General features: G+C 68.4%; 16 protein-coding genes. 2 read left to right on the top strand and 14 right to left on the bottom strand.

The genetic code is table 11. The features are described from left to right. The first annotated feature begins 262 nt into the window (after nucleotides 1–262). Nucleotides 263–613 (top strand): DUF952 domain-containing protein, encoded by a 351-nt coding sequence (locus F0357_RS24095; protein ID WP_208948265.1) that lies wholly within the window; start codon nucleotides 263–265, stop codon nucleotides 611–613. After that, complete coding sequence (locus tag F0357_RS08525; protein ID WP_312861515.1) at nucleotides 610–1,689, top strand: quinone-dependent dihydroorotate dehydrogenase; 1,080 nt, start codon at nucleotides 610–612, stop codon at nucleotides 1,687–1,689. The genes F0357_RS24095 and F0357_RS08525 overlap by 4 nt, the downstream gene beginning before the upstream one ends. A gap of 32 nt (nucleotides 1,690–1,721) precedes the next feature. Here F0357_RS08525 and F0357_RS08520 read toward each other — a convergent pair whose 3' ends face one another. The 14 genes from F0357_RS08520 to F0357_RS08455 all read right to left on the bottom strand — a co-directional run bounded on the left by F0357_RS08520 (nucleotide 1,722) and on the right by F0357_RS08455 (nucleotide 17,641). Continuing rightward, entirely contained in the window at nucleotides 1,722–3,074 is a 1,353-nt protein-coding gene (locus F0357_RS08520; RefSeq protein WP_153479936.1) for an MATE family efflux transporter, read from the bottom strand. 237 nt (nucleotides 3,075–3,311) lie between these two features. Further along, on the bottom strand, nucleotides 3,312–4,127 hold the full coding sequence (locus F0357_RS08515) for an FkbM family methyltransferase (RefSeq protein WP_153479935.1): 816 nt from the start codon (nucleotides 4,125–4,127) through the stop codon (nucleotides 3,312–3,314). A gap of 139 nt (nucleotides 4,128–4,266) precedes the next feature. Further along, complete coding sequence (trmB, locus tag F0357_RS08510; protein ID WP_153486487.1) at nucleotides 4,267–4,923, bottom strand: tRNA (guanine(46)-N(7))-methyltransferase TrmB; 657 nt, start codon at nucleotides 4,921–4,923, stop codon at nucleotides 4,267–4,269. A gap of 375 nt (nucleotides 4,924–5,298) precedes the next feature. Further along, nucleotides 5,299–6,489 (bottom strand): methionine adenosyltransferase, encoded by a 1,191-nt coding sequence (gene metK, locus F0357_RS08505; protein ID WP_153479934.1) that lies wholly within the window; start codon nucleotides 6,487–6,489, stop codon nucleotides 5,299–5,301. A gap of 147 nt (nucleotides 6,490–6,636) precedes the next feature. Then, nucleotides 6,637–7,044: a helix-turn-helix domain-containing protein gene (locus F0357_RS08500; protein ID WP_153479933.1), complete on the bottom strand. Its 408-nt coding sequence runs from the start codon at nucleotides 7,042–7,044 to the stop codon at nucleotides 6,637–6,639. A 162-nt stretch (nucleotides 7,045–7,206) separates the two neighbouring features. Continuing rightward, nucleotides 7,207–8,766 carry an apolipoprotein N-acyltransferase gene (gene lnt / locus F0357_RS08495; protein ID WP_312861514.1) on the bottom strand — a complete coding sequence of 520 codons (1,560 nt, stop codon included), beginning with the start codon at nucleotides 8,764–8,766 and terminating at the stop codon, nucleotides 7,207–7,209. A gap of 181 nt (nucleotides 8,767–8,947) precedes the next feature. After that, complete coding sequence (locus tag F0357_RS08490) at nucleotides 8,948–9,994, bottom strand: hemolysin family protein (RefSeq protein ID WP_153479931.1); 1,047 nt, start codon at nucleotides 9,992–9,994, stop codon at nucleotides 8,948–8,950. Further along, nucleotides 9,991–10,560, bottom strand: coding sequence for an rRNA maturation RNase YbeY (gene ybeY, locus F0357_RS08485; RefSeq protein WP_376767794.1), 570 nt, complete (start codon nucleotides 10,558–10,560; stop codon nucleotides 9,991–9,993). Before ybeY ends, F0357_RS08490 begins: the two co-directional genes overlap by 4 nt. Next, a complete protein-coding gene (locus F0357_RS08480) occupies nucleotides 10,557–11,618 on the bottom strand; it encodes a PhoH family protein (protein ID WP_312861693.1) in 1,062 nt (353 codons plus the stop codon). The genes ybeY and F0357_RS08480 overlap by 4 nt, the downstream gene beginning before the upstream one ends. Nucleotides 11,619–11,685: 67 nt before the next feature. Further along, nucleotides 11,686–13,065, bottom strand: coding sequence for a tRNA (N6-isopentenyl adenosine(37)-C2)-methylthiotransferase MiaB (miaB, locus tag F0357_RS08475; protein ID WP_153479928.1), 1,380 nt, complete (start codon nucleotides 13,063–13,065; stop codon nucleotides 11,686–11,688). Between the two features lie 126 nt (nucleotides 13,066–13,191). Then, a complete protein-coding gene (gene olsA, locus F0357_RS08470; protein WP_153479927.1) occupies nucleotides 13,192–14,076 on the bottom strand; it encodes a lyso-ornithine lipid O-acyltransferase in 885 nt (294 codons plus the stop codon). Nucleotides 14,077–14,137: 61 nt separating this feature from the next. Further along, nucleotides 14,138–14,521 (bottom strand): Fur family transcriptional regulator, encoded by a 384-nt coding sequence (locus F0357_RS08465; RefSeq protein WP_153486484.1) that lies wholly within the window; start codon nucleotides 14,519–14,521, stop codon nucleotides 14,138–14,140. A 284-nt stretch (nucleotides 14,522–14,805) separates the two neighbouring features. Beyond that, nucleotides 14,806–15,321: a GNAT family N-acetyltransferase gene (locus tag F0357_RS08460; protein WP_153486482.1), complete on the bottom strand. Its 516-nt coding sequence runs from the start codon at nucleotides 15,319–15,321 to the stop codon at nucleotides 14,806–14,808. Nucleotides 15,322–15,454: 133 nt separating this feature from the next. Then, nucleotides 15,455–17,641 (bottom strand): malate synthase G, encoded by a 2,187-nt coding sequence (locus tag F0357_RS08455; RefSeq protein WP_153479926.1) that lies wholly within the window; start codon nucleotides 17,639–17,641, stop codon nucleotides 15,455–15,457. Nucleotides 17,642–17,714 lie beyond the last annotated feature (73 nt).

Genomic DNA, 17,714 nt, shown 5'->3' with positions numbered 1-17,714 from the left:
CCGTGCTTCGAGGCGAGGACGTCGATCGCCTTCCAGACCTGATCGTGGCTCAGCATTGTCGGCTCCCCGGCCCGCTGCGGTCGATCTCGTCGGACGCAATCCCCGAGATGAGCGACGATCATCCGCAGTGCCGATAGGATAAGGAATAAATACCTCGAACGCCAGTCCCGCTGCCCGGCTCGCGGTGAAAAGACGGCGTCGCGTGCCTTGCGGCGATCCGGCCCTTGCGGTACGGCCGGGCGAACCAGCGACGGTGGGCCGAATGCGCGAAAGCCTGATCTACAAGATTGCCGAGGCCGAGGCCTGGGCCGCGGCGGAAAGCCTCGGCCGGTTCGACGGCGCGCCGATCGATCTCGCCGACGGATACATCCACTTCTCGACCGCGGCGCAGCTCGCCGAGACCGCCGCCAAGCACTTCGCCGGGCGCGACGGCCTCGTGCTCGTCGCGGTCGATGCGGATGCGCTCGGCGACGCCCTCGTCTACGAGCCGTCACGCGGCGGCGCCCTGTTCCCGCATCTCTACGGGCCGCTGCTGGTCTCGGCGGTGCGGTCGGTGCGGCCTATCGTGCGCGACGCGGACGGACGCGCCATCCTGCCGGAGGCCTCGGCGTGAGCCTTTATTCCCTCGCCCGCACGGCGCTCTTCCGCCTCGAGCCGGAGACGGCACACGGCCTCACCATCGCCGCGCTTTCCACGGGCGTGGCCCCGCCCTGCACCACGAAGCCCGACCCGCGGCTCGCGGTGCGTCTCCTCGGGCTCGACATTCCCAATCCGCTCGGCATCGCCGCCGGCTTCGACAAGAATGCCGAGGTGCCGGACGGCGTGCTCCGGCTCGGTTTCGGCTTCGCCGAGATCGGCACGGTGACGCCGCGGCCGCAGCCCGGCAACCCGCGGCCGCGGATGTTCCGCCTCGTCGCCGACCGCGCCGTCATCAACCGGCTCGGCTTCAACAACGAGGGCCACGCCGCGGCGCGTGCGCGGCTCGTCGCCCGGCGCGGCCGGGGCGGAATCGTCGGCGTCAATGTCGGGGCGAACAAGGACAGCACCGATCGCGCCGCCGATTATGTCGCGGGCATCGAGGCCTTCGCCGACCTCGCCTCCTATTTCACCATCAACATTTCCTCGCCCAACACGCCGGGCCTGCGCGATCTCCAGGCGAAGGCCGCTCTGTCCGACCTCGTCGCCCGCACCACCGAGGCGCGCGACCGCATGGCGGAGCGCCATCGCCGGCGCGTGCCGATGCTGCTCAAGGTCGCCCCCGATCTCGACGAGACGGGTCTCGAGGACATCGTCGAGGTGGTGGCGGGGTCTGCGCTCGACGGGCTGATCGTGTCCAACACCACCATCGGCCGGCCGGCGCTCTCGTCGCCGGAGGCGAAGGAGACCGGCGGTCTGTCGGGGCGGCCGCTCTTCGCCCTCTCGACCATCATGCTTGCCCGCTTCCGCCTGCGGCTACCGACCCTTCCCCTCGTCGGGGTCGGCGGGGTCGATTCGCCGGAGACCGCGTTCGCCAAGATCGCGGCCGGGGCGAGCCTCGTGCAGCTCTATACCGGCCTCGTCTACGAGGGGCCGGGCCTCGTCGGGCGCATTCTGGAGGGGCTGTCGCGCGAACTCGACCGCCGCCGTCTCGCTTCGATCAGCGAGGCGGTCGGGATCGAGGCCGAGGCCTGGGCCGCGCGGACGGCCTGAGCCGAGCTAAGCGGGAATGATGCGCGCCGGCCTCAGCCGAAGGCGGGCCGCGGCTCGGGGAAGGTGCGGGCGAGGCGCGCGGGGATGCGCAGCGCAAGGGTGAGCCCGCGCGCGCCGAGGAAGCCGAGCAGGGCGATCCACAGCCCGTCGTTGCCGAACATCGGCGCGAGCACGGCCCACAGCGCAAAATAGAGCGCGATCGAGATCAGCATCATGTTGCGCATGTCGCTCGACCACGTCGCGCCGACGAAGACGCCGTCCATCTCGAAGGCGAGCACGCCGGCGAGCGGGGTCAGCGCGGCCCAGACGAGATAGAGCCGGGCGGTCGCGCGCACCTCGGGCGACGTGGTGACGAGATCGATCATCGCGGGACCGGCGGCGATGAAGAGCAGCGAGGCGGCGGCCGCGAAGGCGAAACCCCAGCCGACGGCGAGCCGCACCGAGCGCACGAACGCCGGGCGGTAGCGGGCGCCGATGGCCCGGCCGGCGAGCTGTTCGGCCGCGTTGGCGAGGCCGTCGAGGAAGAAGCCGCCGACCATGAAGAAGTGCATCAGCACGGCGTTCGCGGCGAGCACCGCGTCGCCCGCCCGCGCGCCTTGGGCGGTGAAGAAGGCGAACGCCGTCATCAGCGCGACCGAGCGGATCATGATGTCGCGGTTGACCGCCACCATCCGCATCATCTCGCGCCGCTCGAAGATCCGCCGCCACGCGGGCCACGGCGCACCGCGGGACGCGAACACCACGACTGCAATGCCGCCGACGACCGCGACCGCCTCCGCCGCCGCCGTGGCGAGCGCGGTGCCCGCGATGCCGAGCCCCATCGCGTAGACGAACAGGATGTTGAGCCCGACATTGACGAGGTTGAGCAGGATCTGGAGCGCGAGCCCGAGATCGGCGCGGCCGAGCCCGATCACCCAGCCGAGGATCACGTAGTTCACAAACGACAGCGGCGTCGCCAGGATGCGGATCTCGAAATAGGCGCGGAAGGCCGCCATCACCGCCGGGCTCGGCGCGATGCCGACCTCGGCGAGGCGCAGGATCGGGGCCTGAAGGGCGACGATGACGAGGCCGATCCCGAGCGCCACCGCGATGGCGCGGGCGAACACCGCCTTGAGCTCCACCCGGTCGCCGGCGCCGACCGCCTGGGCGGTGAGGCCGGTGGTGCCCATGCGCAGGAAATTGAAGATCGACAGGATGACGTCGAAGACGAGGGCGCCGATGGCGATGCCGCCGAGTAGCGCCGTGCTGCCGAGCTGGCCGATCACCGCGGTGTCGACGATCCCGACGAGCGGCGTCGACAGGTTTGCGAGGGTCATCGGCAGCGCGATGGCGAGCACCGCGCGGTGGGTGACCTCGAAGGGATGGACGGCGGTGGGCACGGACATTCAGTGAGACGTCTTAAAGGGAGATCGCGGGTGGATGCCCACGGGGGCGGGTCCTTGGAACAGGTCTGAAGATTTGGAGGCGGATTTGCCCGAAAAGACAAGAGGTCTCTGACCCGTCAAAAACAGCGGCCCAGCGTTCCAAGCGCGCCAGGACGCATTGCGCGCCGGGACCTCCCCCCACGAACTCGCTCGCGGAGCGATAATTGCCCGGGTCTGCTTGGCGACCGCAACCGAAGTTTACAGGCCCAGGTCGTCCGATGTCATATTCGTAATGTAATAATCCACGTCGATGACGTTCACGATGCGATATCCGATCTTATCGAAGAAAGGAAGGCTAGAATCAGCCTTCTGTGGGAGAACTTCGACTTGAAGGACGCATTTATTGCGTGCAAGAAGGTTTATCATGCCCCTCAATACGGAAACTTCGTGGCCTTCAACATCAATTTTCGCGACGATCCGTTCATTTTCGATGGGGAGCAGTTGGTCGAGCGGCACGGATTGGACGATTTGCCCATGCGCGTTCGGCTCACCTCCGAGAATGTAAGCGCCTCCGCGATTTCCGGTCGGGTGGGTGCGGCTGTTGAGAAATCGCACGGTGTCGTATCGATCCGACGCCGCGAGATTATGGCATTCCACGCTGCGCTCGGCTCCGTTCAGGAAAAGGTTCGCCTTCAGTTGTGAGAAGTTCGTTGCGTCGGCCTCGACGGCCACAAGGCGCTTGAAGCCGCCATGCTGATAGGCCTTGAGGGAATACAATCCCCAATAAGATCCGATATCGAGGAAGATGGCCGGGGCGCGCCGGGTGACGCGATCGGAAAGGTCTTGCAGGAACGCAACCTGTTCCGGCTCCCAGGCGTTTAGCCATATCACCGAGCGATCGACATCGCTGCTCTCGTCAAGCAGCAAATGAAGGCCCATGCGTTCATAGAGATCGGGATTCGCTCTTGGCTGATCAGGCTCTAATTCCAGCTTATCAGCGGTGATCGGCGTCGAAGACTTGTCGCCAAGTACAGTTCTGACGCCGCGCAAAGCGCGGTCAAAATAAGTTTTCATTTTATTTCATTTTAGTTTTTGCCTCATAAGATTAAACGATTTGGTATGTGATTGCGCAATGCGATACGTCCGCCGGGACGCGCGGCGGCGTTCAACTTTCCTCGATAGTGATGATTCGCAGACCGCCTCTCAGCGGGGGTCAGACGTTATCGACGCGCCGGAAGGTGAGATAAGCCGGGGTGCGACCTTCGCGCAGCGCCTTCGCTTCGTAGCGCGTGCTCGGCCAATCGGCCCACGGCTTGCGCCAATCGTCGGCGGTTGTCGCGGTCCAGGTGAAGTCCGGGTGGTCGTGCACATGGGCGAGCGCCCAATCGACATAGGTGTCGATGTCGCTCGCGAAGCGCAATTCCGCCCCCGGCTTCAGGACGCGGGCGAGCCGCGTCAGCATGTCGGCGGAGATGAAGCGCCGCTTCCAATGCCGCTTCTTCGGCCAGGGATCGGGATAGAGCAGGTAGACCCGGTCGAGGCTCGCGGGGGCGAGCCAATCGATCGCCTCCCCGGCGTCCCGGTCATAGAGCCGGATCGCGTCGAAACCCTCGGCCTCGATGCGGCGCAGCATCTTGGCCATGCCGTTCACGAACGGCTCGCAGCCGATGAAGCCGGTGTCCGGGTGGAGACGGATCTGGTGGGCGAGATGCTCGCCGCCGCCGAAGCCGATCTCCATCCACACCGCCGAAACGGGGCGGGCGAACAGCGCGCGCGAATCGGCTGGCGCCGGCGCGGAGAGGTCGAGGGAGAGCGCCGGGAGCAGGGTGCCGGTCAGGTCCGCCTGCCGCTCCCGCAACGGGCGGCCCATCCGGCGGCCGAAGAACGCGGTGCGGCGCGCCGGCCCCTCCGGCGCGTCGGAGGGGCTCACGAAAGGCGTGCCGGGCCCCGGCTCACGGCAACGGCGTCACGCCGGCGCAACCGCGCGGCGCGGCGGCGCATGAGAATCCGGGCGGCTCGCAGAGCCAAGCGGTGGAGGATGGTGTCGACCCCGAGGTCCGCACGGTGGTGCGCGGCGTGAAGGGGTATCAGTCGAATGTTCAGCATCGAAGTCCGGGAGGCGCTGCCAATGCCCCTGTGGAGGGGGTACATACCCCGTCACACGGCGGCCCTGCAATAACGCTTCCTTAAAAGTTTCGCCCGGTCGAAATGTATCCGACCGGGCAAAGGGCGAAAATGTCGCGGCTCAGGCGACCGCGTCGCGAAGCGCATGGACGAGGTCGATCTTCTCCCAGGAGAAGCCGCCGTCGGCCTCCGGCGTGCGGCCGAAATGGCCGTAGGCGGAGGTGCGGGCGTAGATCGGCCGGTTCAGCGCGAGGTGGGTGCGGATGCCGCGGGGGGTCAGATCCATGACGCGGCGCAGTGCCGCCTCGATCTTGGCCTCCTCGACCTTGCCGGTGCCGTGCAGGTCGACATAGACGGCGAGCGGCTCGGAGACGCCGATGGCGTAGGCGAGCTGGATCGTGCAGCGGTCGGCGAGGTCGGCCGCCACCACGTTCTTGGCGAGGTAGCGCGCCGCATAGGCGGCCGAACGATCCACCTTGGTCGGGTCCTTGCCCGAGAACGCGCCGCCGCCGTGCGGGGCCGCGCCGCCGTAGGTGTCGACGATGATCTTGCGGCCGGTCAGGCCGGCATCGCCGTCAGGGCCGCCGATCACGAACTTGCCGGTCGGGTTGACGTGCCAGATGGTGTCCTTGGTCACCCAGCCGTCCGGCAGCGCCGCCACGATGTAAGGCTCGACGATCTTGCGCACATCGGCCGAGGACAGGCCGTCGGCGTGCTGGGTCGAGAGCACGAGCTGGGTCGCGCGGACCGGCTTGCCGTTCTCGTAGGCGACGGTCACCTGGCTCTTGGCGTCCGGGCCGAGGTTCGGCTCGCGGCCCGACTTGCGGGCATCGGCGAGGGACTTCAGGATTTTGTGGGCGTAGTAGATCGGCGCCGGCATCAGATCCGGCGTCTCGCGGCAGGCGTAGCCGAACATGATGCCCTGGTCGCCGGCGCCTTCGTCCTTGTTGCCGCTGGCATCCACGCCCTGGGCGATGTCCGCCGACTGGGCGTGAAGGAAGACGTCGATCTCCGCCTTCTCCCAGTGGAAGCCGTCCTGCTCGTAGCCGATGTCGCGGATCGCGAGGCGGGCGAGGTGACGGATATAATCGGCGGTCAGGGTGGCGGGGCCGCGCACCTCGCCGGCGATCACCACGCGGTTCGTCGTCGCGAGCGTCTCACAGGCGACGCGCGCCTCCGGATATTCCGAAAGATAGGCATCGACGACAGTGTCGGAGATGCGGTCGCACACCTTGTCCGGGTGGCCTTCGGAGACGGATTCGCTGGTGAAGAGGTAGGCGCTGCGGGGAGACACGGGAGATCGAAGCTCCATCTAGGAAACGAATGCGGGCACGGTGCGCGCACACGTTTCCTAGCAGGAGCGGGGGGCTCGGTTCAAGGTTGGATATAAAGGTATCTTTATATGCCAAAGTGGAAATATCGGGACGCCCAACCGACCCGAACCGGAACGATTTTTCCCTCAGCCCTCGTCGGCGAGCGATTCGACGAGGTCGACGATGCGGCGACGCACCTGGCCGTTCTTGATCCGCACGAAGGCGCGGTTGAGCGCGAGGCCTTCGGTCGAGGTCAGGAAATTCGTCACGAACGCAGCCGGCCGGTCCTCGGAGAAGCCGGTGTTCGTATCGGTCGGCGTGGTCGGGGCGTCTTCGAAGAAGAAGGCCACCGGCACCTGCAGCACGGTCGCGATGTGCTGGAGGCGGCTCGCGCCGATCCGGTTGGTGCCCTTCTCGTATTTCTGGATCTGCTGGAACGTGATGCCAAGGCTTTCGCCGAGCTTCTCTTGGCTCATGTTCAGCATCATGCGGCGCATCCGGACACGACTGCCGACATGGGTATCGATGGGATTGGGGGACTTCTTACTGGGCATGGTCTTCCTCGGACACAATAGATTCCGCGCGCCCTGTGTGTCCTGAGACCCACGGTCGTCCGGATGCGAAAGGAGCCCCACCCCTTCGCGGAACAAATCGCACGTCAAACGTTCAACAGTTCCGTTATGCGCTCCGATAATGTGCGGCGCCGCTTCGTCAAGTCAATGCAGACGACGGAGCCGTACCGTAATGGAGCATATCACGATGATGGCGCAAATCAGGACGAGAGGAAAATTTCCGAGTTTTCCATAGATTGTGGACGCCAGTGCCCCTGGCAGAGGGCCTTCGACGGCTCCGCGGGCGCCGAGTGGGAGAAATTGCCGCACCTTGCCGTAGCCGTCGACGATCGCGGAGATGCCGGTGTTGGCGTCGCGCACCAGCGGAATCCCCTGCTCCACAGCCCGGAGCCGCGCCTGGGCGAAGTGCTGGTAGGGGCCGGCGGTATCGCCGAACCAGGCATCGTTGGTGACATTGAGGAAGAAGGCCGGCCGCTGGCCGCGTGCCGCGCCGGCGAGAACCTCATCGGGAAAGATGATCTCGTAGCAGATCAGCGGCTCGAAGGCGGGAAGCCCAGGCAGGGTGATCAGCCGGTTGTCCGTGCCGGCCGAGAAGCCGCCGACGACGTTGGAGAGGCTGCCGAGCCCGAGGGCGCCGAGAACACCCTGGAACGGCACGTACTCGCCGAACGGCACGAGGTGGACCTTGTCGTAGAGGCTACGCACGGCCCCGCTCGGGTCGATGAAGAGCAGGCTGTTGAAATAACGCGGCTCGGCCGTGGGGTCCGGTCCGGGCTCGACGCGCACCGAGCCCGCCGCGAGGATGCTCTTCGGCCCGATCGCCGCGCCCGCCGCCGCCAGGGCATAGCCGTCGTCGGCGAGCGCGAACGGCGTCGCCGTTTCCGGCCACACGACGAGGGTCGTCGGGTCGGCCGCCGGATCGGCCGTCGCGGTATCGCTCGTCGGCGCCGGGCCGCGGCTCAAGGCGAGCATGTCCTCGAAATTCTTCAGCCGATTCTCGGGCAGCCACTTGAGCGCTTGGTCGATGGCCGGCTGGACGAGGCGGAGCCGCACGTCCGGCACGTCGGCGACGTTCGCGCTCGCGAGCCGGATGGCGCCGAAGGCGGCGAGGCCCGCGAGACCGAGGAGGGTCGCGCCGACGAAGGCGAGGCCGTCGCGCGGCCGTCCCTGCCGGCCGAGGGCGGCCGCAGGCGCCGCGAAAAGGAGGACGGCGAGGAAGGTGAGACCGTTGAGGCCGACGAGGCTCGCCGTCTGCATCAGGGTGTCGGTGGCCGCGAGACCGTAGCCGAAGCTGAGCCAGGGAAAGCCGGTGAGGATATGGCCGCGCAGCCATTCGCTCCCGGTGAGAGCGACGGCGAGGCCGGCGATCCGCCACGGTCCGGGCCGCCAGAGCAGCGTCGCGACGGCGGTGCCGAGGGCCATGAACAGAGCGAGACCGGCCGGTAGGGCGGTGACGGCGACGGGGATCAGCCAGGCGAATGCCGCGGCATCGACGAGAAAGGCGGAGCCGATCCACCACAGCCCGGCGAGGAAATAGCCGAAGCCATAGCACCAGCCGACCCAGGCGGCGGCGCGCAGGCGACGCAGCGGTGGCGCGTCCGTCGCCGGGTCGATCAGCAGGACGAGGAGGGGAAAGGACAGCCACAGCACGGGAAAGGCGTGGACCGGCGCCTGGGCCAGCGCGCCGAGCGCTCCGGCGAGCACCGCAAGCCCCGACCGCCGCCATCCCTGCAGCGCCGAAACGCCGTTCGCGAGCCGTTGCAGCCGATTCGCGCGGATGTGGCCGAGCGGGTCGGAGGGGGCGGCGCCGAGGCGCGCGGGAGACCGGGCCGCGGTGCGTTGGTCGCTCGTCCGTTCGATCGCCGCCTCCCCCGACGGGCCGTTTTCAGGCGTCGGCGCGGCTGCGGATCGGCTCTGCCCGCGGGCCCGGCGGCTCGGTCACCGGCCGGCGGAAAATCTTGATCCGCTTCAGCCGCCGCGGGTCGGCGTCGAGCACCTCGAACTCGAAGCCGGGCAGGGCCGAGGCCGCGATGAGCTCGCCGCGCACCGGAATGCGCCCGACCAGGGTGAAGACGAGGCCGCCGAGGGTATCGACCTCCTCGTCGATGGCGCCGGGCTGGAAATCCGGGCCGATCGTCTCGGACAGCTCGTCGAGCTCGACGCGGGCGTCGGCGATCCACACGCCCTCGGAGGGCGACGAGATCATGGCGTCCTCCTCGTCGTGCTCGTCCTCGATGTCGCCGACCACCGTCTCGACGAGATCCTCGAGCGAAACGAGGCCGTCGGTGCCGCCATATTCGTCGATCACCAGGGCGATCTGCATCCGCTCCGCCTTCATCTTGGCGAGCAAGTCGGTCGCCGGCATGGACGGCGGCACGAACAGAACCGGGCGCACCACGCCCGCTTCGCTCGTCGGGCAGGAGAGATCGACGGCGGCGAGCGGCAGATGTGTCTCGGCGGCGGCGGCCGGACCGGCATCGGCGCCGGCCTTCTCGGCGGCGGCGGCGATGTGGAACATCAGGTCCTTGATGTGGACCATGCCGATCGGGTCGTCGAGCGTCTCCCGGTAGATCGGGAGGCGCGAATGGCCCGAGGCGAGGAAGGTGCGAATCAAAGCCGCGAGCGGCGTCGAGCCCTCGACCGCGATGATCGCGGCGCGGGGGATCATGACGTCCTCGACCCGCAATTCGCGCAGGTGGAGGATGTTCTTGAGGAGGGTGCGCTCTTCCGCGGTGAAGGCTTCCTCGCCGTCCTCACCCTCGCCGGAGAGGGCGGATTCGAGGTCTTCGCGCAAGGACGAGGGCGCACGGAAACCGACCGCCGATTTGAGCCGGGAGAGCCAGCTCTCCTGGGGACGGTCGTGCGCCGTTTCGGCGCCTGCGAAACCGGCGGCGGTCGCCGCCGGGCCGGGACTGGGAGGGTCGTCGTTCATCCTGTGGTCCGATGGGCATCGCCGGGCGCGACATCGTCGCCGACCGGCGCATAAGGGTCCGCAATGCCGAGGTGGGCGAGGATCCGGGTTTCGAGCCCTTCCATCACCTCCGCTTCCTCGTCGTCCTCGTGATCGTAACCGAGAAGATGCAGAAAGCCATGCACGACCAGATGACGGATATGGTGATCGAGCGGCTTTCCGTCAATTTCGGCTTCCCGGGCCACCGTTTCGCGGGCGAGCACGACGTCGCCGAGAAAGACCGGTCCCTCGCCGGGCATCGCGGGGGCCGGGAAGGACAGCACGTTGGTCGGCTTGTCCTTGGCGCGAAAATCCCGGTTGAGCTCGCGCACCCGCGCGTCGTCGGCGAAGGCGACCGTGAGCTCGCTCGCGCCCTGCTCCGGCTCGCCGGCCTCGGCGAAATCGGCCGCCACGAAGGCGGCGGCCGCGTCGAGCGATTGCTGCACAAGCGTCTCGAGCTCGGCCTCTGGCGGCCAGCCCTCGGCTTCGACCACGAGATCGATCGAGACCGGGAAGCCCCCGGCTGCGGATGCAGTGCCGCTCATCACGCCTCCGGCGCCTCCGCCGCGCGCTCGGGCTCGCCGGTGTCGGGCACGTCCGTCTCGACCTCCGGCGCGCCGAACACCGGCGGCGGCCCACGGCGGGCCGCGATGCGCCGCGCCGAGGCGTCGTCGTAGGCCGCGACGATGCGGGCGACGAGCTCGTGGCGCACCACATCGGCGGCGGTGAAGCGCACATGCGCCACGCCCTGGACGTTCGACAGGAGCGCGGTCGCCTCCGAGAGGCCGGAGGCTTGACCGGGCGGCAAGTCGATCTGGCTCGGGTCGCCGGTGATGATCATCTTCGAGTTCTCACCCAGGCGGGTGACGAACATCTTCATCTGCATCGAGGTCGTGTTCTGTGCCTCGTCGAGCAGCACGATGGCGTTGGTCAGCGTGCGGCCGCGCATGAAGGCGAGCGGCGCCACCTCGATCATGCCCGATTGCAGGCCGCGCTCGACCTTTTCCGGCGGCATCATCTCGTAGAGTGCGTCGTAGAGCGGGCGCAGATAGGGATCGACCTTCTCGCGCATGTCGCCCGGCAGGAAGCCGAGCCGCTCGCCGGCTTCGACGGCCGGACGCGAGAGGATGAGGCGGGCGACGTCGCCGCGCTCGAGCAGCGCCGCCGCATAGGCGACGGCGAGGAAGGTCTTGCCGGTGCCGGCCGGTCCGGAGCCGAACACGAGGTCGGCCCGGTCCATGGCCCTGAGATAGGCGTCCTGGGCGGGCGTGCGGGCCGCGACGGTGCGCTTGCGGGTCGAGACCTGGGCGTAGGCGAGCTTGCTCTTCGGTTCGAGCGTCGGCAGCATCAATTGCGCCTTGGCGGCGGTGACGAGCTTGACCGCGCCCTCGACGTCGCCCGGATGCAGCTCGAAACCGTGCTGGAGCCGGTCGTAGAGCTGCTCCAGCACGTCGCGGGCGTGCTCGCAGGCCTCGTGCGGCCCCTTGATGGTCACCTGGTTGCCGCGGGCGACCGCCTCGACGCCGAGCCGCTGCTCGATCAAGGCGAGGTTCTGGTCGAATTGCCCGAACAGCTCGCCGACCAGGCGGTTGTCGTCGAAGGCGATGACGACATGCGTGAGATCGGAGGCGGGAACGAGCCGCGGGGCGGGGGAACGGCGGTGCGATCGGCGCTCATGAGGCGAGTCCCGAGCGGTTGGGCTCGGTGCCGGCGCGAACGCCCGATAGGCTCATCGTAGCAAGGCCCGTGATGGTCACGTCGACGATCTCCCCGATCAGCTTGGTGTCGGCATCGAGATGGACGGCCTGCAACCAAGGCGACCGTCCGGCGACCTGGCCCGGCCGGCGGCCGGACTTTTCGATGAGCACTGGGATCGTCAGACCCACGGTGCGGGCGTTGAAGGCGCGGGTCTGCTCCGCGAGGATTCCCTGCAGGCGTTCGAGCCGCTCGGCCTTGACCGCCTCGGCGATCTGGCCCTCGCGGTCGGCGGCGGGCGTGCCGGCCCGGGCGCTGTATTTGAAGGAAAACGCGGCAACGTAGCCGATTGTTTCGACGAGCCGCAGCGTCGCCTCGAAATCGGCGTCGGTCTCGCCGGGGAAGCCGACGATGAAGTCGCTCGACAGGGCGATGTCCGGCCGCGCGGCGCGGATGCGCTCGATCAGGCGGACATAATCCTCCGCCGTGTGGCGGCGGTTCATGGCGGCGAGGATGCGGTCGGAGCCGGACTGCACGGGCAGGTGCAGGTAGGGCATCAGTTGCGGCAGGTCGCGGTGGGCGGCGATCAGATCGTCGTCCATGTCGCGGGGATGGCTCGTGGTGTAGCGCAGCCGGTCGAGCCCGGGAATTTCGGCGAGGCGCGAGACGAGGCGGCCGAGGCCCCAGGCGCGGCCGTCCGGCCCTTCGCCATGGAAGGCGTTGACGTTCTGCCCGAGCAGCGTCACCTCGCGGACGCCCGCGCCGGCGAGCCGTTCGGCCTCGGCGATGATCTGGGCGACGGGGCGGGAGATCTCGGAGCCGCGCGTATAGGGCACCACGCAGAACGAGCAGAACTTGTCGCAGCCCTCCTGAATGGTCAGGAAGGCGGTGACGCCGCGGGCGATGGTGCGCTCGGTCGTCGGGGCGGGAAGCTGCTCGAACTTCTCTTCCGGCGCGAACTCCGTCTCGACGACGCGCTCGCCGCGGCGGGCGCGGTCGAGATAATCCGGCAGGCGGTGATAGGTCTGCGGGCCGACGACGAGATCGACGACCGGCGCGCGCGCCGCGATCTCCGCGCCCTCGGCCTGGGCGACGCATCCGGCGACGCCGACCTGCATCGGCCGGCCGGCCTCGGCCCGCGCCTCTTTCAACACACGCAGCCGCCCGAGCTCGGAATAAACCTTCTCGGCCGCCTTCTCGCGGATATGGCAGGTGTTGAGGAGAACGAGGTCGGCGGTTTCCAACGTGTCGGTCGGCACGTAGCCCGCCGGGGCCAGGGCATCCGTCATCCGATCGGAATCGTAGACGTTCATCTGGCAGCCGTACGTCTTGATATAGACGGTGCGCTTGACGCTCATCGAAGCGGGGTCGGCCTTTCCTCGGCACGAAAATCAAAAGGCTCAGCGCGGGAATGGTGCCCGCGCGTCGAACCAATCCGCGGACCCGATGCCCCGCCGCGAGCCGGCGAGCCTCTTCTTCAGGGTCTAGACGGTTTCGTGACTTTTGAGAATAGGCGCCGTCGATGAAGACGGCACGACACTCTCCACAGGCACCGCAATCTCCGGCGTCTCCGCCTCGCGGCCGGTCAGCGCGGCGAGCGTCATCTCGCGAACCGCCCGCTCGGCCGCAGCGGCGACCTGCTTACGGTCGCCGTCGGCGGCAAAGGCGATCGGCGTCCCCCACGTCACGGTGACGTCGATCGCGCCGGAGGAGAACACGCCCCACAGATGCGGTGCGAGGTCCATGTCGCCGTACCAGGCGATGCTCGGGCGGCCCATGCGGCCCATCGGCATGCCGTGGCGGTGGGTGTAGGCGATCGAGAGCGGTTGGACCCAGGCGCCCGACCCATCGACCCCGAGCGCGTGTCGCGCCGCGCCGATCAGGGCGGTGCGGAAGGGCAGCACCTCGTTGCCGTTCGAGGAGGTGCCCTCGGCGAACAGCACCATCGGATCGCCCCGGCTCAGCCGCTCGGCGATGCGGGTCGCGACGGCGGCCGTCTCGGCGCGGCGCTCCCGGTTCACGAAGACGGTGCGCTGGAGCACGGCGAACAGGCCGAAGACCGGCCACGATTCGACCTCCGCCTTGGCGATGAACGACAGCGGGATGAGCGAGCCGAGGACCGAGATGTCGAGCCAGGAGACGTGATTGGCGGCGATGAGGAGGGGGCGGTTCGCCGTCGGCGCGCCGCGCACCACGACGCGGACCCCGACGAGGCCGAGCGCGAGGCGATGCCAGACCACGGGCAGCGTGCCGGCGAGGCGCCAGCCGAAACGGACCGCCAGCCATTGGACTGGAATTAGGACGAGCGTCACGACCGTGAGCACCGCCACGGCGACGATTCCCCGCAGACGCGAGAGAAAATCGATCATGCTCCGCTCATCCTCCCACGCCGCGAACGACGCCGCCCCAAAACGACGCCGGCGCGGGAGGTCAACGCCGATCCTTGTCGTCGAGCGGGATACCATAAAGCTCGAGCCGGTGGTCGACCAGCTTGTAGCCGAGCTCGCGGGCGATGAATTCCTGGAGCCGCTCGATCTCCTCGTTGCGGAATTCGACGACGATGCCGGACCGCAGGTCGATCAGATGGTCGTGATGGTCTTCCTGGACCGTCTCGTAGCGCGAGCGGCCGTCGCGGAAATCGTGGCGTTCGATGATGCCGGCATCCTCGAACAGCTTCACCGTGCGGTAGACGGTGGAGATCGAGATGCGGTCGTCGATCGCGTTCGCGCGACGGTGCAACTCCTCGACGTCCGGATGATCTTCCGCCGCCTCGAGGACCCGCGCGATGACCCGACGCTGGTCGGTCATCCGCATGCCCTTGGCGACGCACAAGACCTCGAGCGGCTGCGATCCCGGCACCTTCGAATACGACGAATTGGTCACGTCTCGGCGGCTCCCGTCCGGATCATCCCGGTGGAACGGCGACGTCCCCCAACCGGTCGATGGTCCCGTTTCGCAATCAGGTGGCGCCCCACCGCCGGACCGCGCTCCGGCAGGGGGTTCGCAGGGACGAAGGCATCCCGATCCCAACCGACGGAGCCTAGCGGGTCCGTCGTCGATACCTTCGAACGACTCTATTCTGTCTCGTCCGCTCTGCGCTACCGAAGATCGCAGCGCATGACAAGCGCATGTCCGTGGCCCGAGGCATGCGCATAATAACCCGGTCGGGTTCCGACCTGGACGAAGCCGCGCCGGCGATAGAGCGCCAGAGCGGCGGCATTCTCCGAATCGACCTCGAGAAAGAGCGCTGTTGCCCGCTCGGCATAGAGCCGACGCTTCGCCGCATCGACGAGGGAGGCCCCGAGGCCGCCGCGTCGCCAGCGCGGATGCACGGCGAGGGTGAGGATTTCCGCCTCGTCGGCGACGAGCCGGTAGATCACGAAGGCGACCGGCTTGCGGCTGACGACGAGGCTCGGCCGGCGGATCACCAGGCAATGGACGCCCGGCGAGCCGAGCAAGGCGGCGATCTCGGCGATGTCCCACGGGTGGGGAAAGGATGTGGCGTGGAGATCCGACAACGCCGGAAGATCGGCCGGCGCCGCCTCCTCTACGACCGGGTTCCCCGGCAGGAGCCGCCCCAGAAAGGGAGCCCCGAACTCGAACGCCGCCGTCATCCGTCCCACTGTGTGCCGTCTCCCCGAAAGCGCTTCGGGTGAGAATAAGCGGCGAGCCGCCGCTGCGCGAGACCCGAGCGAGGCGGGATCGCGGGGAAATTTGCCGTCGAAGCGATCTCGCGCCTCGTTTGGCTCAGCGGGCGAGGGCCTTCCTTTCCCGGCGGCGGGCATGCAGCACCGGCTCGGTGTAGCCGGACGGCTGGCGCACGCCCTCGAAGACGAGGTCGCAGGCCGCCTTGAAGGCCGGGCCATCGAAGCCGGGCGCCATCGGCTCGTAGAGCGGATCGCCGGCGTTCTGCTGATCGACCACGGTCGCCATCCGGCGCATCACCGCCATCACCTCGTCCCGGCTCACCACGCCCTGGTGCAGCCAGTTGGCGATGTGCTGGCTCGAGATGCGGCAGGTGGCGCGGTCTTCCATCAGCCCGACATTGTGGATGTCCGGCACCTTGGAACAGCCGACGCCCTGGTCGACCCAGCGCACCACGTAGCCGAGGATGCCCTGGGCGTTGTTCTCCAGTTCCTCGCGGACCTCGTCGGGCGTCCAGTTGATTCCCTCGGCGAGCGGCGGCGTCAGCAGGTCCGACAACGGCGCGAGCGGGCGGGTGCGCAGCTCGGCCTGGCGGGCGGTGACATCGACCGCGTGATAGTGCGTGGCGTGGAGGATCGCGGCGGTCGGCGACGGCACCCAGGCGGTCGTTGCGCCGGACTTCGGGTGGCCGATCTTCTGCTCCAGCATGTCGGCCATGCGGTCCGGCATCGCCCACATGCCCTTGCCGATCTGGGCGTGACCCGGCAGGCCGGCGGCGAGGCCGATGTCGACGTTGCGGTCCTCGTAGGCCTTGATCCAGGCCGAGTTGCGCACGGCGCCCTTGCGGACGACGGGACCCGCCTCCATCGCGGTGTGGATCTCGTCGCCGGTGCGGTCGAGGAAGCCGGTGTTGATGAAGAACACCCGGGCCCGCGCCGCGCGGACGCATTCGGCGAGGTTCGCCGAGGTGCGGCGCTCCTCGTCCATGATGCCGATCTTGATGGTATTGCGGGCGAGGCCGAGGGCGTCCTCGACGAAATCCATCACGGCGACCGCGAAGGCGACCTCCTCCGGCCCGTGCATCTTCGGCTTCACGACGTAGATCGAGCCGGCGCGGGTATTGCGGAAGGGGTGATCGGGCGCCTTCTTGAGATCGTGAATGGCGATGAGCGCGGTCACCATGGCGTCGAGCAGGCCCTCGTAGACCTCGCGGCCGTCGGCGAAGGTGATGGCGGGCGTCGTCATCAGGTGCCCGACATTGCGGCTCAACATCAGCGCGCGGCCGTGCAGAGCGAGCCGGCCGCCGTCCGGGGCCGTATAGACCCGGTCCGGGGCGAGGCGGCGCTCGATCGTGCGGCCGCCCTTCTCGAACGATTCGGCGAGATCGCCCTTCATCAGGCCGAGCCAGTGGCGGTAGACCACGACCTTGTCCTCGGCATCGACGGCGGCGACGGAATCCTCGCCGTCCATGATGGCGCTGAGCGCCGCCTCGACGACGACGTCGGCGACCTTCGCCGGGTCGTCCTTGCCGATCGGATGCTCGCCGTCGATCACGATCTCGACGTGAAGGCCGTTGTGGCGCAGGAGCACCGCCGCGGGCGAACCCTCCGTGCCGACGAACCCGGCGAACGCGCTCGGATCGGCGAGGCCCGTGGAGGCGCCGCCCGGCAATGCGACGACGAGGGCGCCGCCTTCGACCCGGTAGCCGACCGCATCGCGATGGGATCCGGTCTCAAGCGGGGCGACGCGGTCGAGGAAATCCTTCGCCCAGGCGATGACCTTTGCGCCGCGCGCCGGGTCGTAGCCCTTGCCGATCGGACCCGGAATGGCGTCGGTGCCGTAGAGGGCATCGTAGAGGCTGCCCCAGCGCGCGTTCGCGGCGTTGAGGGCATAGCGGGCATTCATCACCGGCACGACGAGCTGCGGGCCGGCGATCGCGGCGATCTCGGGATCGACATTCGCGGTCTCGACCGAGAAGGCCGGGCCTTCTGGCACCAGGTAGCCGATCTCTTCGAGGAAGCGGCGATAGGCACCGGGGTCGCGGCGGCCCCGGTGCTCGCGCTCCCAGGCGTCGATCGTCGCCTGGAGGGCGTCGCGCTTTTCGAGGAGGGCGCGGTTCTTCGGCGTGAACTCCGCCATCAGCCGGGCGAGGCCGTCCCAGAACAGCGCGGCTTCCACGCCCGTCCCCGGCAGCGCTTCCGCCTCGATGAAGTCGAACAGCGCCGGATCGACCAGCAGGTCGTGGACGCGGATGGCGCTGTGATGCTCAGTCGAGGCCGAATGGGTCATGGCGGGTCCCGGGCAACCGTGCGTTTCGCCCGCAGCGGGCGACGATCCTGCGCAGGGTTGTAGCCGACGCGCC

The organism is Segnochrobactrum spirostomi (assembly GCF_009600605.1).
GTDB classification, from domain to species: domain Bacteria; phylum Pseudomonadota; class Alphaproteobacteria; order Rhizobiales; family Segnochrobactraceae; genus Segnochrobactrum; species Segnochrobactrum spirostomi.
Note: the sequence above shows the minus strand (reverse complement) of the source record. Positions and strands in the feature narration are given on the sequence as shown.

Coding starts and splice junctions, on each gene's coding strand:
- F0357_RS08490 (WP_153479931.1), bottom strand. CDS start 9,994: ATGAACGACGACCCTCCCAGTCCCGGCCCGGCGGCGACCGCCGCCGGT.
- metK (WP_153479934.1), bottom strand. CDS start 6,489: ATGGAGCTTCGATCTCCCGTGTCTCCCCGCAGCGCCTACCTCTTCACC.
- F0357_RS08515 (WP_153479935.1), bottom strand. CDS start 4,127: ATGAAAACTTATTTTGACCGCGCTTTGCGCGGCGTCAGAACTGTACTT.
- F0357_RS08520 (WP_153479936.1), bottom strand. CDS start 3,074: ATGTCCGTGCCCACCGCCGTCCATCCCTTCGAGGTCACCCACCGCGCG.
- F0357_RS24095 (WP_208948265.1), top strand. CDS start 263: ATGCGCGAAAGCCTGATCTACAAGATTGCCGAGGCCGAGGCCTGGGCC.
- F0357_RS08500 (WP_153479933.1), bottom strand. CDS start 7,044: ATGCCCAGTAAGAAGTCCCCCAATCCCATCGATACCCATGTCGGCAGT.
- olsA (WP_153479927.1), bottom strand. CDS start 14,076: ATGATCGATTTTCTCTCGCGTCTGCGGGGAATCGTCGCCGTGGCGGTG.
- F0357_RS08455 (WP_153479926.1), bottom strand. CDS start 17,641: ATGACCCATTCGGCCTCGACTGAGCATCACAGCGCCATCCGCGTCCAC.
- trmB (WP_153486487.1), bottom strand. CDS start 4,923: ATGGGCCGCCCGTTGCGGGAGCGGCAGGCGGACCTGACCGGCACCCTG.
- miaB (WP_153479928.1), bottom strand. CDS start 13,065: ATGAGCGTCAAGCGCACCGTCTATATCAAGACGTACGGCTGCCAGATG.
- F0357_RS08460 (WP_153486482.1), bottom strand. CDS start 15,321: ATGACGGCGGCGTTCGAGTTCGGGGCTCCCTTTCTGGGGCGGCTCCTG.
- F0357_RS08465 (WP_153486484.1), bottom strand. CDS start 14,521: ATGCGGATGACCGACCAGCGTCGGGTCATCGCGCGGGTCCTCGAGGCG.